Source organism: Alphaproteobacteria bacterium, from assembly GCA_019695395.1.
In the GTDB taxonomy this organism is placed as follows: domain Bacteria; phylum Pseudomonadota; class Alphaproteobacteria; order JAEUKQ01; family JAIBAD01; genus JAIBAD01.
In genome coordinates this window covers 1-15,115 of the sequence record JAIBAD010000009.1, presented here as the reverse complement: position 1 = coordinate 15,115, position 15,115 = coordinate 1, and the positions used below count along the sequence as shown (strand labels likewise).

The following is a 15,115-nucleotide window of genomic DNA, read 5'->3' as shown; positions in this document are numbered from 1 at the left end:
TATAAATATTTATTTATATATTGTGGTATGGCATTATTATTTTTCACTTTTTTTTATGCGTGGAATTTATATAATCCATTATGGAATTTGCCTATTGCAAAACAATCAGTAAGTATTTTGGATACCAATAAAAAAATTATTCATAAATTCTTAACAGATGATGGATATTTAAGATTTATACCTGATTTGGATAACCTTGATCCGGGTTTTGTTCAAATGCTTCTTGCTTATGAGGACAAAAATTTTTTTAATCACTATGGGGTTGATTTTTTAAGTATTGGTAGAGCTTTAATTCAGAATATACAAAATAATAAAATAGTTTCTGGTGCTTCTACAATTACCATGCAAACGGTAAGACTCTTGGAACCTGGCCCAAGAACGGTATGGAAAAAATTAATTGAATGTATTAAAGCATTTAATCTTGAAATTGCTTATAATAAAAATACAATTCTGCAAACATATTTAACACTTACCCCCTATGGGGGGAATCTTCAGGGCATAAGGGCAGCATCACTTATATATTTTGGTAAAGAGCCAACCCATTTAAATTTAGCTGAAGCTGCGTTGCTAGTTGCTTTACCTCAATCACCTGAAACATTAAGACCTGATCGTTTTCCTAAGCAAGCTTTAAATGCACGTAATCATGTTTTAAAAATAATGGCAGATAAGGGTGTTATTAATCAAATCCAAGCACTTGAGGCTATGGATCAACCAGTGCCCGTTAAACAGCAATTAAATAATAATATTATTCCCCATCTTGCTTATCTATTAAGAAAAAAATATCCCAATCAATCTGTTATCGAAAGTTATATTGATCAAAATTTACAAAACAGTCTTTTAGATCTTGCTTATACAAAACAATCATTTCTTGAACCAGATACGACGATTGCTATGATCGTAGCTGAAAATAAGACGGGGAATATTAAAGCCTATATTGGGTCCAGTGATTATCAAAATAATAATTTTTTTGGGGCCAATGATATGGTCCAAGCCATCCGTTCACCTGGTTCAACCTTAAAACCATTTATTTATGCATTAGCATTTGATAATTTTTTAATTCATCCAGAAACGATAATGGATGATATTCCTATGCGTTTTGGTGGATATGCCCCAAAAAATTTTGATCATCAATTTTTTGGGGAAATTACGGCAAGACAAGCTTTACAATTTTCACGCAATATTCCTGCGGTTGCTTTACTTGCAAAACTTGGCTCTTCTCAATTAATAACACTTTTTAAAAAAGCAGGTGCAGATCTTATTTTACCCAAAGGTGAAATGTTGGCAGGATTGCCCATTGCGTTGGGTGGAATTGGTGCAAATTTGCAAAATCTTGTCCAACTTTATTTAACTTTAGCTCATCAAGGTTTATATATTCCTCTTGCTTATAGCACTCTTGATTCATCGCAATATTCAGAACGTCTTATAGGTGAAATGGCAAGTTGGTATACAACAAAAATTTTAGAAGAAACACCCTTGCCTTCAAATCAAATTGATCCTTTATATATTAACAACCCGAAATCCTTAGCTTTTAAAACAGGTACGTCATATGGATTTAGGGATGCATGGACAATTGGATATAACCAACATTATACTGTTGGGGTTTGGGTTGGAAGACCAAGCGGAAGTTTTTCACCAGAACGTCTTGGTTTAAAAGATGCGGCACCTCTATTTTTTGAAGTTTTTGACCGATTACCAAAAGATTATAAAAGTATTGAAATAAAAGATAATAAACCAGTACAAGCATTAGATATAAGTAATTCGGATCTTCCCAATAATTTACAGCATTTCTATTTAGATACTAAATCATCTTTGATCTCTACGGCTAAAAACGATATGTTAAAAATTATTTATCCAATTGATCAAACTGTTATTCAACTTAAAAAGGATAAAGAAATTATGGAAAATTTAGTTTTACAAACTACAGGTGGAAAGTTACCATTAATGTGGTTTGCAAATGGTCATTTAATAACAACATCATTTCGCCGTCAAATTGAATGGAAACCAGATAGTGCAGGGGCATTATCAGTTACTGTTATGGACCAAGCAGGGCAAAGCAATTCAATTAATATATGGTTACAACCCTAATAATAAATTCTTTATTGATTTTAATAGTAAATCTATACTCTTCAAAAATTAATTAAGGGATTAAGCATGAGGGATTCTAGATACGATATTTTATTTGAGCCAATAAAAATTGGTCCAAAAACTGCTAAAAACAGATTTTTTCAAGTACCTCATTGTAATGGTATGGGACATCCCATGCCATCTTCAGTTGCAGCAATGCGTGAAATGAAAGCAGAGGGGGGATGGGCCGTTATTTCAACAGAGGAATGTGAAATTCATCCATCCAGTGATGTTGCACCTTATCCAGAGGCAAGATTATGGGATGATCATGATATACCTGCTTTGGCCAAAATGTGTGATGCTGTGCATAAATATGATGCACTTGCCGCGGTTGAACTTGTACATAACGGACCTGCTTGTGCAAATCTTTATAGTCGCGAAGTTCCACTTGCGCCATCCCATCAACCAGTTAATTGGTATGCCCCATACCAAGCAAAAGAAATGGATAAAGAAGATATAAAGCTTTTTAGAAAATGGCATAAAGATGCAGCTCTACGTGCAAAAAAAGCGGGATTTGATATTATTTATGTTTATGCTGGTCATGATTTATCATTGCCTATGCATTTTATTCAAAAACGACGTAACCATAGATTAGATGAATATGGGGGTAGTTTAGAAAATAGAATACGTCTTTTAAAAGAAGTAATTGTTGATACAAAAGAAGCAATTGGGGATAGTTGTGCTGTTGCAGTACGTTTTGCGGTAGACGAACTTTTAGGAAATAATGGTATTGTAAGCAACGTTGAAGGCAGAGAAATTATTGAAATGCTCGCCGAATTTCCAGATTTATGGGATGTAAACATCAGTAACTGGAGCAATGATTCTGCGACCTCGCGTTTTTCCTCTGAATCTTTTCAAGAAGAATATATTTCTTTTGTTAAAAAAATAACCACAAAACCAGTTGTTGGTGTTGGAAGGTTTACATCACCTGATACTATGGTATCACAATTAAAGCGTGGTATTCTTGATATGATAGGGGCTGCTCGTCCATCAATTGCTGACCCATTTTTACCAAAAAAAATTGAACAAGGAAGGTTGGAAGATATACGTGAATGTATTGGGTGTAATATATGTGTATCTGGTGATATGACATCGACACCTATCCGGTGTACCCAAAACCCAACTATAGGTGAAGAATGGCGTAGAGGGTGGCATCCAGAAATTATTTCAGACAAGAAATCAGATAAAGAAATTTTAATTATTGGTGCTGGCCCCGCCGGTCTTGAATGTGCAAGGGCCTTGGGACAACGTGGTTACCGGGTTCATCTTGCTGAGGCAAAAAAAGAATTAGGAGGAAGATTAATTTATGAATGCAGATTACCAGGCTTAGCTGAATGGATAAGGGTTAGAGAATATCGTATGCAGCAAATTAATAAAATGCCAAATGTGTCTATTTATTATGACAGTCATTTATCTTATCAAGACGTTATAGAATTTGCCGTACCCCATGTTATTATAGCAACTGGGTCATTTTGGCGTAATGATGGTGTTGGAAGAAAACATGGATTTCCTATTAATGGGTTTAATACAATAAATATTTATACACCTGATGACATTATGAATGAAAAGGATATATTTGGTCCTGTAGCAATTTTTGATGATGATCATTATTATATGGGTGGTGTTTTAGCAGAAAAATTAGCTAAACAAGGTAAAGAGGTTTGCATAATTACACCTGCAACATCTGTATCTGCTTGGACTATTCATACGTTGGAACATGATAGAATTCAAAAAAGATTATTAGAGTTAGGTGTAAAATTATATACAGCTAGTGATATTATATCTGTAGATAAAAATCACATAGAAATCGGCTGTATTTATACAGGTAAAAAGCAGAAACTGAATTGTAAATCTTTGGTTTCTGTAACATCCCGCCTACCTAATAATAAATTATATAATGAATTAAAGTTAGAAATGAACAATAAATATAAAGAATATACATTAACAGCTATTGGTGATTGTTATGCACCTGCCACTATTGCAGCTGCGGTTTATAGTGGTCATAAAACAGCCCGTGAGTTTGATAATGATATTTTATCCAATGTCGGCTTTTATCGTGAACTTCCATCTTATTCGACTAAGAGTTGATAGATAGAGAATAAATATATTTCTTTAAAAAGGATAAAATTATAATTGATAAGAGAGTAATTTGACATCCAATGATAAAATAAAATAAACCTTTTTGTCCAATATATTCAAATAAATAGCCAGCCATTGCTGGCCCAATTATAGCCCCACTAGCCCAGCTAAAAAGTAAGGCAGAATTGATAAAGACTAAATTATTTTTTTTAAATAAGTCTATTGTATAGCTTGTACCTAGTGTATAAAGAGGTGCTGTGCTTATTATTTCAATAAGTACTAAAATTAATAGTGAATAAAAAGATAAATTATTATTTAAAATAATTATGCTACTTGCACCTATACCTATTAATATAATTATGATTGTAATTTTAATTCGGCCATATTTGTCAGAGATCCAGCCAATAGGAAACTCAATAAAAAAAGGGATAATTTGGCTAATACTTAAAATAAGTGAAAGTTGATAAATTGTTAATTCAATCTTATTGCTGTATAAGGGAAATAAATTGAAAAATGATGAACTGATTAAACCTGTAAAAAAACATATTAATATACCCATATTCATAATTTGAGATAATTTATTGGAAGAAGTATAATTTGATGATGTAATAGCAAAATCTTCTTTTTGCTTTATTAAAAATATAGGAATTATAGAAACAAAAAAACCTATACTAACTAATATAAAAAATATATTTCCATTTAAACTATTAATATTTAAAGCTAAACGTCCTATACCTGCTGCTAACCAATATGTAGCCCCATAAATTGATAAAATACGCCCACGATTTCCTTGATCAGATAAATGATTAAGCCAATTTTCAATTATAACAAATAAGCCTGCTATTATATAGCCTATAATAATGTAAAATATTGCCCATAATAATGGATGTTTAATTGGAATATATAATAACGTAATAGTTCCTCCTATAATACAAAAACTATAAAATGTTTTGAAGTGTCCTAAATATTTAAAGGAAATGGAGCTACTTAATGTACCTAAAAGAAACCCAATATAAAAACATGATCCAATTATACCAATAATATTTGAAGATAAATTATTGGCAGCTAATTGCAAAATTATAACAGGTTGTAAGATAGCAAAGGATGCTTCAAAAAATGCTAACGATAATAAAATAGGAATAATTTTATATATTGTTTTGTAAATCATTTTACCGATAAAAATTATTATTGTTACATTATGAAACAAAATTTTATTTGATTGTAACAATAAACTATTATTATGCTAATAGTTTATAATATTAACTAAAAAAAATAACATGCATATAGGTATTATTGTATTTGATGATTTCACGGATATTGACGTTTTTATTCCCTGGGATATTTTAAATAGGGTTGAAAATCAAAATTGGACGGTCCATTTTCTTGGAAGTAAAAAAAGCCATACCTCTATGACAGGTATTACAATTAATACACATAATTCTATTAATAATTGTAAAGATTATGATGCATTATTTGTAACAAGTGGACCTGGTGCACGTCAATTATATCAAGATAAAACATGGTTATCAAATCTAAAACTTGATCCACAAAGGCAAATTATTGCAGCTATTGATTCTGGCGCTTTAATTTTAGCAGCCCTAGGTTTATTAAATGGGTTAACTGCAACAACTTATCCAACTGCTAAAATTCTTTTGGAAAATATGGGTATTTCTTACATTGAACAAAGTTTTGTTGAACATAATAATATTGCAACAGCAGCAGCTTGTCTTGCTTCAGCTGATTTAAGTTACTGGATAATAAAAAAGTTACTTGATCAAAAAATTGCTGATGAAATTATGCTGACGGTTAAACCTTTGGGCTATGCTTCTTAAAAAGAATGCGATACTATTCAATATGCATTTGAATTTTTTTGATGAGGAAGGCTTATGTTAAATCAAGATTTATTAAAACGGCGCACTCAATCTGTTCCGCGTGGTGTTGCAACTATAGCCCCTGTTTTTGTAGCAAAAGCAAAGAATTCAGAAATTTGGGATGTTGAAGGAAAACGATATATTGATTTTGCTGGCGGTATTGCAGTTTTAAATACAGGTCATTCTCATCCAAAAATTATTGATGCTGTCTCAAAACAGCTTCAAAATTATAATCATACAGCTTTTCAAGTCATTGGATATGAATCTTATATTACTTTGGCAGAAAAACTTAATCAATTAGCTCCTACTGGTGAAAATAATAAAACAATTTTTTTTTCAACAGGTGCCGAAGCTTTAGAAAATTCTATAAAAATTGCAAGAGCTGCAACTAAACGCAGTGCAATTATAGCATTCACAGGTGGATTTCATGGTCGTACTATGATGACTTTGGCCATGACGGGTAAGATTGTGCCTTATAAATCTGGATTTGGTCCTTTTCCTGCTGAGGTATATCACATACCTTTTCCTAATAAATTGCATAATGTGGCTGAGGAAGATAGCTTTAAAGCATTGGAATCTCTTTTTAAAACAGATGTTGAACCATCACGCGTGGCAGCTATAGTTATTGAACCTATACAAGGGGAAGGGGGATTTTATATTGCTCCTTTTAATTTTTTAAAACAATTACGTGATCTTTGTACACACTATGGTATTTTATTAATTGCTGATGAGGTGCAATCAGGTATTGCCAGAACTGGTAAGATGTTTGCTATTGAACATTCCAAAGTAAAACCTGATTTAATTACAGTGGCAAAAAGTCTAGCTGGTGGGTTTCCTTTGTCAGCAGTGGTGGGTAAAAGTAAGATTATGGATCAAGTTGAACCCGGGGGATTGGGTGGTACTTATGCTGGTAATCCTTTGGCTTGTGTTGCTGGACTTACTGTTCTTGATATAATTCAAGAGGAAAAACTTCTTGAACGTGCACAAATTATTGGTAAAAAAATGACTGATTTTTTAAATAATATGGCACAATCAAATCAATTTAATTGTATTGGGGAGGTACGTGGTTTAGGGGCAATGGTTGCGTTTGAATTGGTTAAAGATCGCATGCATAATGAACCAGATTCTGATTTAACTAAAGCCCTTGTTAGTCAAGCATTAAAAAATAATTTGATTATTCTATCATGCGGGACATATGGCAATGTTATAAGACTTTTAATGCCTTTAACCATTCAAGATGAGCTGTTAGTTGAAGGGTTAGAAACTATCAAAAGTTCTCTAGAACAAGTTTTTAATGTTAAAAATTAAATTATTCAAGATGAGCAAAAAATTCTGCAGGGATAATTTTTTGTTCAGTTGAATTTGGCTCAACCCATGAAAATTGTAAAGCTGATGTACCTTTTTTCTGAAAATAAAAAGTTTTAAGGTCGTACCATCCTGGTTCATCAATTTTTAAGGTAATTGGGTTAGATTTTTCATCTGCATGAACATAGGGATTTTCATAAACCAGTTTATCACCAACAGTTAATTTGATCCCATCATTTGATAAAATGGTTAAAAGATAATTACCTTTTTTATCAAATTTAATGAACCCAGTAATATGTGCCCCGACACCCATATTTTTATCAGAGGTTAAAACATTACCTGATGGAGTTGGAGAATCAATATTTCCAATAGGCTTACCTTTGCTTCCACCTTGTTCTTGTTCTAATGTCTCAATATCATTAAACATTTGATAATAATAGGTAACATTTAGGCCATTTTTTAATTGTGTTTCATTAATTGGCGCAGGTTTTAAATTTTCAATTGATTGTGCTATTGCATATTCTTGATAAGCAAGAGCAGATAAAAAAACTAATAAAAAAAGCCTGAAATTTTTCATAATTTCCTCTTTAAGATGGTTTTATTAATTAATGTTTTTATTGTACCTTAATTATTCAAATAAACCAAATTATACTTTATTTTATAACATAAAATATAAGTTCTTGATAATTTATGATTTAATAAGCATTATAGGCTTTATTTTAAGAAAACGGTATTTGATAGTAGATCATTATAAGATTTGGATTGTATGGGGATAATGATATCAAAGAATGATAAAGAAAAAGCAGAAACCTACTTAAAAGAGCAAGGTGTTATCGATATCCTTTTTTCTGGGGATGAAAGCGAACTACCACCTAATACTTTTATGTTAGCTTTACTTCATCGTTTGATAAGAAAACGTCGTCCACGTCGTATTATCGAATTTGGTGTTGGGTTTAGTACATTGGTTATAGCACATGCTTTATATCAGAATCTTCAAGATGAAAATTGGGGTGCTGAAGGTGTTGATCCTGCTTTTTATGGTAAATTATGGTCTGTTGAAACAAATCCTTTTTGGATAGAAAATTTAGAACAGAAAATACCAGAATATTTATCTTATTTTATTGATATTAGACAAACCACGACAGAAGCAGAAATTATTGAAGGTGAATTGTGTCATTTATCTAGAGATTTGCCAAATATTACGCCAGATTTTGTCTATATTGATGGTCCTCATGTTCATGATGTATCAAGTATGATTAATGGGCTGGGTTTTATTCAAGAGGATGGACGGTTACGTTCCCAAATTACAGCTGATATTCTTTTATATGAAAGTACCTTAAAAGAAGGTTTTTATATGTTATTGGCTGGTCAAACAAATAATATGCATTTTTTATGCCGTCATTTAAAAAGAAAATATCGGGTCATTTGGAATAAATCAAAAAATTATTCTACTTTTGAATTATTAGAAAGAACCGAAGACTTTTAATTTTTTTTCTTTTTTTGTTTTTCATCAACAATAGAAAAAATTATACTACCTTTAAGATAATTTGTTTTTTCAAGACAGGTTGTAATATCCTGACCTAATTGATATTTTTTCTTTTTTCTTCTTCCTCTTAAACTATAAGTGGACGGCGAGTAATCATAAATATCATCAGATAAAGTTGAAATAGGGATAAGACCTTCGGCACCAATATTATTAATTCTAACAAAAATTCCTGATTTATTAATGCCAGAAATTTTACTTTTGAATTTCTGTCCAATTTTATTTTCTAAAAATTTAGCCATATATCTTGCTATGGCATTTCTTTCTATTTGTGCTGCTTGCCTTTCTGTTTTTGATATATGCGATGCAATAAGAGAAAGATTGTTAAAGCTTCTATCATAAATTTCATTATCATTAGATTCTATATATTGAATTAAAGCCCGATGAACTATAACGTCAGCATATCGTCTAATGGGCGACGTAAAATGACAATAATATTTTAATCCTAATCCAAAATGACCAGTATTTTGATCATGATATACAGCTTGTGCTTGGCTTCTCAAAACTAAATTGTGAATTATATTATGATAAGGTGTATTATGAATTGATTTTAATAATTTATTTAAATCTAAATTTTTATTATCAAATTTGATGGATGTTAATGAGTGTATAAATTTTTTTAGTTCTTCAATTTTTATTGGGTCAGGTTTGTCGTGCACCCTATAAAGAGTTGGGATGTGATTTTTATATAATGTTATAGCTGCAACTTGATTTGCGGCAACCATAAATTCTTCTATTAATTGATGACTATCATAATGGGGACGAAAAGTAATATCTTGAATTTTTTTTTCTTTATCAAAAATTATCAAGGGTTCTTGAAGATCAAGATTTAAACTATTTCTTTTTTCTCGTGCCCTTAAAAAACATGCATATGCTTGATATAAAAAAACTATTCTTTTACGATCAATGGGACAGGGAGCATTTTTATGTTCATATATATGCTGAACTTCTTGGTAGGTAAGACGTGCAGCCGATTTCATAATACCGCGCTCAAAACGATGATTGATAATATTGCCATTATGATTAATCCAAATATGTGCTGCAAGGCATGCGCGTTCTTCCCCAGGTTTTAACGAACATAAACCATTAGATAATTCTGGGGGAAGCATAGGGACAACATAATTAGGTAAATAAATAGAATTACCACGCAGATATGCATCATGATCTAAAGCATCTCCAGTTTTTACATAATGTGTTACATCAGCAATAGCAACAATTATATGCCAGCCATCTTTGTTGTCAGTGTTTGCATCTGGCTCAGCCCAAACTGCATCATCAAAATCTTTAGCATCTTTATCATCAATTGTAATTAATTTATATGAGCGTAAATCAGCCCTACCTTTTAATGAAGGAATTTTAATATTTTGAACATTATCAAGTGATTTATCTGAAAAATTTATGTTAATATTTTGTTCGTATAATGAAATAAGGTTGATGGCATCTTTATCATTTTGATGGCAGAGACGTTTCAAAATATTGAGTGTATAATCATAATTTTTACCCCAAATTATTTCAAAATAAATTATATCACCATCTTTTAAATCAAATTTATAAAAATCATCGGATAACGGATATATTTCTTTTTTATTATAACTTAAAACTTCGACATAATGTTTATGTGACGATTGATGATATAAGCCAACTTTTTTCTCTGGAAGTGAAGATAATTTTTGTATAATCTTTACTTTGATATGATGACGCGTTGAAGCAAGTATTTTTACCGTAATGACATCGCCCTGTTTTAAAGAAATTTTTGTAAGCTCAGCTTTTGTTAAAGATAAAAGTATTGGCTTTTTCTTGCTTTTGTAAAGTCGTGCTAATATCTTTTGTTTAGTAGGTAAAAAATCTACTATTTCATATTTTACAGGATCTCGATTATATGAAATTTTATTTTTTTGTTTGTTAAACTTGCTCTTTGGATGGAATTTTTTTTTCACAATTTTTATATAAAAAATTAAAGTAACGCACTTGCCAAATCTTTGATAAGGTCTGCCTCATCTTCGATACCAACAGATAATCTAACTAAATTATCTGTAATACCAATTTTACGACGTATATTTTCTGGTACTGATGCGTGGGTCATAATTGCTGGATGTTCAATTAAACTTTCTACTCCACCTAAACTTTCTGCAAGTGCAAATATCTCACAACGTTCTAAAAAGCGTTTAGCATCTGTCAATCCACCCTTAATCAAAATAGTAATCATCCCACCAAATGCAGACATTTGTTTAGATGCTAATTGATGTTGAGGATGAGAAGGTAATCCTGGATATATTACTTTATCAATTCTTGAATGTTTTTCTAACCATTTGGCAATGTTTAAAGCATTTTGGCAATGACGTTCCATTCTTAATGCTAACGTTTTTAATCCTCTTAAGGCTAAAAAGCTATCAAAAGGACTGGCAATGGCACCAATTGAATTTTGCAAAAAGGCCATTTTTTCACAAAGCTCTCTATTATTGACCACAGCGATGCCACCCACCATATCAGAATGACCATTTAAATATTTAGTCGCAGAATGCATTACAATATCAAAACCTAATTCAAGTGGTCTTTGTATAATTGGACTTGCAAATGTATTATCCGCCACAGTAATAAGGTGATGTTGTTTTGCAAATGAGACAATAAATTCTAAATTAACAATTTTTAATAAAGGATTGGTTGGTGTTTCAACCCATATCATCCGCGTATTTGAATTTATAACTTCTTTTAATGTATCATGATCCGTAAGATCAACAAAGCTAAATTCTAATCCAGCAGATTGGCGCCTTACACGATCAAAAAGACGATATGTACCCCCATATAAATCATTCATAGCAATAATATGAGAACCACTAGGAAGACATTCTAAAATTGTTGCAGCTGTAGACATTCCTGACGCAAAAGCAAATGCTCTTTCACCGTTTTCAAGATCAGCAACACATCTTTCATAGGCAAATCTGGTTGGGTTGTGCGTCCGTGAATATTCATAACCTTTATGTAACCCAGGACTTTCTTGCACATAAGTTGATGTGGCATAAATAGGCATCATGATTGCACCCGTAGATGGATCAGGATATTGACCAGCATGAATACCGCGAGTTGAAAACCCAAGTCTGTTAGAAAGTTTTGAAGATGATTTTGTCATAATAAATATACTTAAAATAAATAATTTAAATTTTTGGTTGACGTAATAAATAGCTTAAAAAATCAATACGTGTTATAAGACCATAAAACGCATGATTATCATTTACAATAACAATTTCATTATCTAAAAGAAGTTGTTTCAGCACATCTAAGGGTGATTTAATGTCTATTTCAACGAATTCTTTAACCATTATTGATTCAACTTTATGATCAAATGCAGTTTGATTTTTTGCTATAGCAGAAAAAAGTATATTTTGATTAATAAGACCAATAGCTTGTTTATCATTGATTACCGGAAGTTGTGAAATATCATAGAGCTTCATTTTATTGTAAGCACTTAGTAATGTATCTTGAGGTGAAGCTGTAATAACCGATCGTTCAGATTTACATCTAATAATTAAATCACGTAAATCATTAAATTTATTTTTATTTAATAATCCACGATCAAATAACCAATGATCATTATACATCTTGGAAAGATATTTATTTCCACTATCACAGACAAAAGTTAAAACTTTTTGTGGTTTGGTTTGTGCACGGCAATAACGTAAAGCCGCCGCAATAAGCGTACCTGATGAAGACCCAGCAAGAATACCTTCATGTTTTAATAAAGAGTGTGCAGTTTCAAAACTTTCTTTATCATCAATTGTATAGGCATCGTTGGCATAAGATAGGTCAGTAATTGCGGGAATAAAATCTTCGCCAACGCCTTCAACTAACCATGATCCCGGTTCTGGTTTGTGACCAGTTTTTATAACATCAGCTAATATAGAACCTTTTGGGTCTGCTAAGATAAATTTTGTATTAGGAGATGTTTTTTGAAAAAAACGTCCTAATCCTGTAAGAGTACCACCTGATCCCACCCCACAAATGATAGCATCAACATGATGGTTCATTTGCTGCCATATTTCTGGTCCTGTACCTTTCTCATGGGCAAATATATTGGCTTCATTTTCAAATTGGTTAATATAATAAGAACCAGGAATTTCCTTACTTAATTTATATGCTAGATCTTGATAATAGTCTGGATGTCCTTTGGTAACATCAGAACGTGTTAGCACAATTTCTGCCCCTAAAGCTTTTAAATGAAATATTTTTTCTTGAGACATTTTATCAGGTATAACGAGAATAAGTTTATACCCTTTTTGTGCAGCAACTAAGGCTAATCCTAATCCTGTATTTCCAGCAGTTGCTTCGATAATTGTGCCCTTAGGTTTAAGAAGACCCTTTTTTTCCGCTTCTTCGATCATAGAAAGGGCAATTCGATCTTTAATTGATCCACCAGGATTTTGATTTTCTAATTTTAAAAAAAGTTGGCAGGGACCTGTGTCTATTTTTGTTACTTGTAAAAGAGGTGTATTCCCAATCATATCCAATGCTGAAGAATAGGCTGTCATATATTATTTCCTAATATGTTAAGATGTTTTATCATAAGATCTGCTACTTAATATTCGTGTGGCAAAACCAGCTTGCCTTAATGAATCTGCTATTTCGTTAATATGTGTTATATTACGTGTTTCTATGACAGCGTCAACATCCGCAAGTTTCACAGCTAAATCAGAAAACATACGTTGATGATGAATTTCAATAATATTGCCGCCTTGGGCGCCAATTAATCCTGAAACTTTTGCTAAAACACCGGGTTGATCATTAATTTCAATTCGCAACGTAACCATTCTTCCATCTTTTAACATACCACGCATTAAAACTTGGGATAAAACTCTGGGGTCAATATTTCCGCCAGATATAATTAATCCCACCCTCTTGTTTTTGAAGATATTGGGAAAAGCTAGGATAGCTGCCAATCCTGCAGCACCTGCTCCTTCCGTCACCATTTTTTGATTAAGAGCCATTATTTCAACAGCACGTTCAAGAATAGCTTCGTCAACCAATAAAATTTCTTCAACGTATTTTTTAACAATGGGAATTGTCCATTCCCCAGGTGATTTGACGGCAATACCTTCGGCAATTGTTTGTCCACCAGAACTAGGTGGCAAATTGTTTATCTTATGATGCATGGAAGGAAATAAAGTTGCTTCCACGCCAATTATTTTTATCTTGGGATTAATTGCTTTAACAACCGTGGCAACACCAGATATAAGCCCACCACCACCGATTGGAACAACTAAAATATCTAAATCAGAATAGCTTTTCATAAATTCTAATCCCAATGTTCCTTGTCCAATAATTATATCGGGATCATCATAAGGATGAATAAATACTAAATCTTCCTTTTGTGCTAGTTCATGGGCATAAGCTGCAGCTTGATCAATAGATTCACCTTTTAAAATAACTCGGGCGCCAAAAGTTTTAGTTCGTTCAACTTTGTTAAAAGGTGTGCCTTCTGGCATCACAATAGTTGCAGGAATGTTAAGTTTTTGCGCATAACAAGCAACACCTTGTGCATGGTTACCTGCAGACATTGCAATAACGCCTGTTATTTTACCTTTTTGGGTTAAACGTATAAGTTTATTTAAAGCACCTCTATCTTTAAAAGAACCTGTATATTGTTGGTTTTCTAGTTTTATAAAAATCTCAGCTGTACCTGTTAATTGGGATAAAATAGGGGAAGCAATAACAGGGGTTTTAACTATTTTATTCCCGATTAAAGCTTCGGCTTGTTCAATTGCACTAAATGTTATATCCATTCTATACTCCCAATTTATATATTTTTTTATTAATTAGGTACAAGTTCCAAGGTATATTTAGCTGGGTTATCTAAGGTTGTATAGTGGCCATTTGCCCACAGAAAAGAAAGATCATAATAATTTGGTGAAAAAAAATTGCCTGATTGTCCTGATGAAATCATAAAAAGAGAGTTTTTTAAATTACTTAAATCCATAATCGTTCGTAATCCAGACCCATGTATATGTTCAAAATTATCAATATCTACACTATAAGTAAACGTCCCACGTGAAATTGTTTCATTATCGCCATCTGTTGGTATATTTTTAGATATATATTGGTTTAAAAAAGGAATTTTATCTAAAATAAAATTGGTTGCTTTTAAATAATGTGTATGGCCCCACGATATATTATTGATTTCATAACCATATTGTTGATCTAT

The 15,115-nt window shown here is 31.9% G+C and carries 12 protein-coding genes; 5 read left to right on the top strand and 7 right to left on the bottom strand.

Annotated elements, in window-relative coordinates; translation table 11 throughout:
- Positions 1 to 27: 27 nt before the first annotated feature.
- Both pbpC and K1X44_02600 read left to right on the top strand, forming a co-directional pair.
- On the top strand, positions 28 to 2,085 hold the full coding sequence (gene pbpC / locus K1X44_02605; GenBank protein MBX7146182.1) for a penicillin-binding protein 1C: 2,058 nt from the start codon (positions 28 to 30) through the stop codon (positions 2,083 to 2,085).
- Positions 2,086 to 2,151: 66 nt separating this feature from the next.
- Entirely contained in the window at positions 2,152 to 4,212 is a 2,061-nt protein-coding gene (locus tag K1X44_02600; protein MBX7146181.1) for an FAD-dependent oxidoreductase, read from the top strand.
- On the opposite strand, the gene K1X44_02595 is transcribed toward K1X44_02600, so the two are convergent.
- Positions 4,202 to 5,371 (bottom strand): MFS transporter, encoded by a 1,170-nt coding sequence (locus tag K1X44_02595; protein MBX7146180.1) that lies wholly within the window; start codon positions 5,369 to 5,371, stop codon positions 4,202 to 4,204. The genes K1X44_02600 and K1X44_02595 overlap by 11 nt on opposite strands.
- Before the next feature lie 109 nt (positions 5,372 to 5,480).
- On the opposite strand from K1X44_02595, the gene K1X44_02590 reads away from it, so the two are divergent.
- The gene (locus K1X44_02590; GenBank protein MBX7146179.1) at positions 5,481 to 6,035 is read left to right on the top strand and encodes a DJ-1/PfpI family protein; all 555 of its coding nucleotides are present in this window, start codon (positions 5,481 to 5,483) and stop codon (positions 6,033 to 6,035) included.
- Positions 6,036 to 6,089: 54 nt separating this feature from the next.
- On the top strand, positions 6,090 to 7,382 hold the full coding sequence (gene gabT / locus K1X44_02585) for a 4-aminobutyrate--2-oxoglutarate transaminase (protein ID MBX7146178.1): 1,293 nt from the start codon (positions 6,090 to 6,092) through the stop codon (positions 7,380 to 7,382).
- 1 nt (position 7,383) lies between these two features.
- Here the strand turns inward: gabT and K1X44_02580 are convergent, their stop codons facing one another.
- The gene (locus tag K1X44_02580) at positions 7,384 to 7,956 is read right to left on the bottom strand and encodes a hypothetical protein (protein MBX7146177.1); all 573 of its coding nucleotides are present in this window, start codon (positions 7,954 to 7,956) and stop codon (positions 7,384 to 7,386) included.
- 198 nt (positions 7,957 to 8,154) lie between these two features.
- Between K1X44_02580 and K1X44_02575 the strand changes: the two genes are divergently transcribed.
- Positions 8,155 to 8,865: a class I SAM-dependent methyltransferase gene (locus K1X44_02575; protein ID MBX7146176.1), complete on the top strand. Its 711-nt coding sequence runs from the start codon at positions 8,155 to 8,157 to the stop codon at positions 8,863 to 8,865.
- Here the strand turns inward: K1X44_02575 and K1X44_02570 are convergent.
- The 5 genes from K1X44_02570 to K1X44_02550 all read right to left on the bottom strand — a co-directional run.
- Positions 8,862 to 10,859 (bottom strand): VacB/RNase II family 3'-5' exoribonuclease, encoded by a 1,998-nt coding sequence (locus K1X44_02570; GenBank protein MBX7146175.1) that lies wholly within the window; start codon positions 10,857 to 10,859, stop codon positions 8,862 to 8,864. The two genes, K1X44_02575 and K1X44_02570, sit on opposite strands and share 4 nt — an antisense overlap.
- Before the next feature lie 17 nt (positions 10,860 to 10,876).
- Positions 10,877 to 12,049 (bottom strand): PLP-dependent aspartate aminotransferase family protein, encoded by a 1,173-nt coding sequence (locus K1X44_02565; GenBank protein ID MBX7146174.1) that lies wholly within the window; start codon positions 12,047 to 12,049, stop codon positions 10,877 to 10,879.
- Positions 12,050 to 12,074: 25 nt separating this feature from the next.
- Complete coding sequence (locus K1X44_02560) at positions 12,075 to 13,445, bottom strand: pyridoxal-phosphate dependent enzyme (protein MBX7146173.1); 1,371 nt, start codon at positions 13,443 to 13,445, stop codon at positions 12,075 to 12,077.
- Between the two features lie 18 nt (positions 13,446 to 13,463).
- Positions 13,464 to 14,696, bottom strand: coding sequence for a threonine ammonia-lyase (locus K1X44_02555; GenBank protein MBX7146172.1), 1,233 nt, complete (start codon positions 14,694 to 14,696; stop codon positions 13,464 to 13,466).
- Positions 14,697 to 14,725: 29 nt separating this feature from the next.
- Positions 14,726 to 15,115: penicillin acylase family protein (locus tag K1X44_02550; protein ID MBX7146171.1), on the bottom strand; the 390-nt coding region annotated here is incomplete at its 5' end.

What these genes read in the sequence shown, in the direction of transcription:
- pbpC (MBX7146182.1), top strand. Translation starts at nt 28, where the DNA reads ATGGCATTATTATTTTTCACTTTTTTTTATGCGTGGAATTTATATAAT.
- K1X44_02600 (MBX7146181.1), top strand. Translation starts at nt 2,152, where the DNA reads ATGAGGGATTCTAGATACGATATTTTATTTGAGCCAATAAAAATTGGT.
- K1X44_02595 (MBX7146180.1), bottom strand. Translation starts at nt 5,371, where the DNA reads ATGATTTACAAAACAATATATAAAATTATTCCTATTTTATTATCGTTA.
- K1X44_02590 (MBX7146179.1), top strand. Translation starts at nt 5,481, where the DNA reads ATGCATATAGGTATTATTGTATTTGATGATTTCACGGATATTGACGTT.
- gabT (MBX7146178.1), top strand. Translation starts at nt 6,090, where the DNA reads ATGTTAAATCAAGATTTATTAAAACGGCGCACTCAATCTGTTCCGCGT.
- K1X44_02580 (MBX7146177.1), bottom strand. Translation starts at nt 7,956, where the DNA reads ATGAAAAATTTCAGGCTTTTTTTATTAGTTTTTTTATCTGCTCTTGCT.
- K1X44_02575 (MBX7146176.1), top strand. Translation starts at nt 8,155, where the DNA reads ATGATATCAAAGAATGATAAAGAAAAAGCAGAAACCTACTTAAAAGAG.
- K1X44_02565 (MBX7146174.1), bottom strand. Translation starts at nt 12,049, where the DNA reads ATGACAAAATCATCTTCAAAACTTTCTAACAGACTTGGGTTTTCAACT.
- K1X44_02560 (MBX7146173.1), bottom strand. Translation starts at nt 13,445, where the DNA reads ATGACAGCCTATTCTTCAGCATTGGATATGATTGGGAATACACCTCTT.
- K1X44_02555 (MBX7146172.1), bottom strand. Translation starts at nt 14,696, where the DNA reads ATGGATATAACATTTAGTGCAATTGAACAAGCCGAAGCTTTAATCGGG.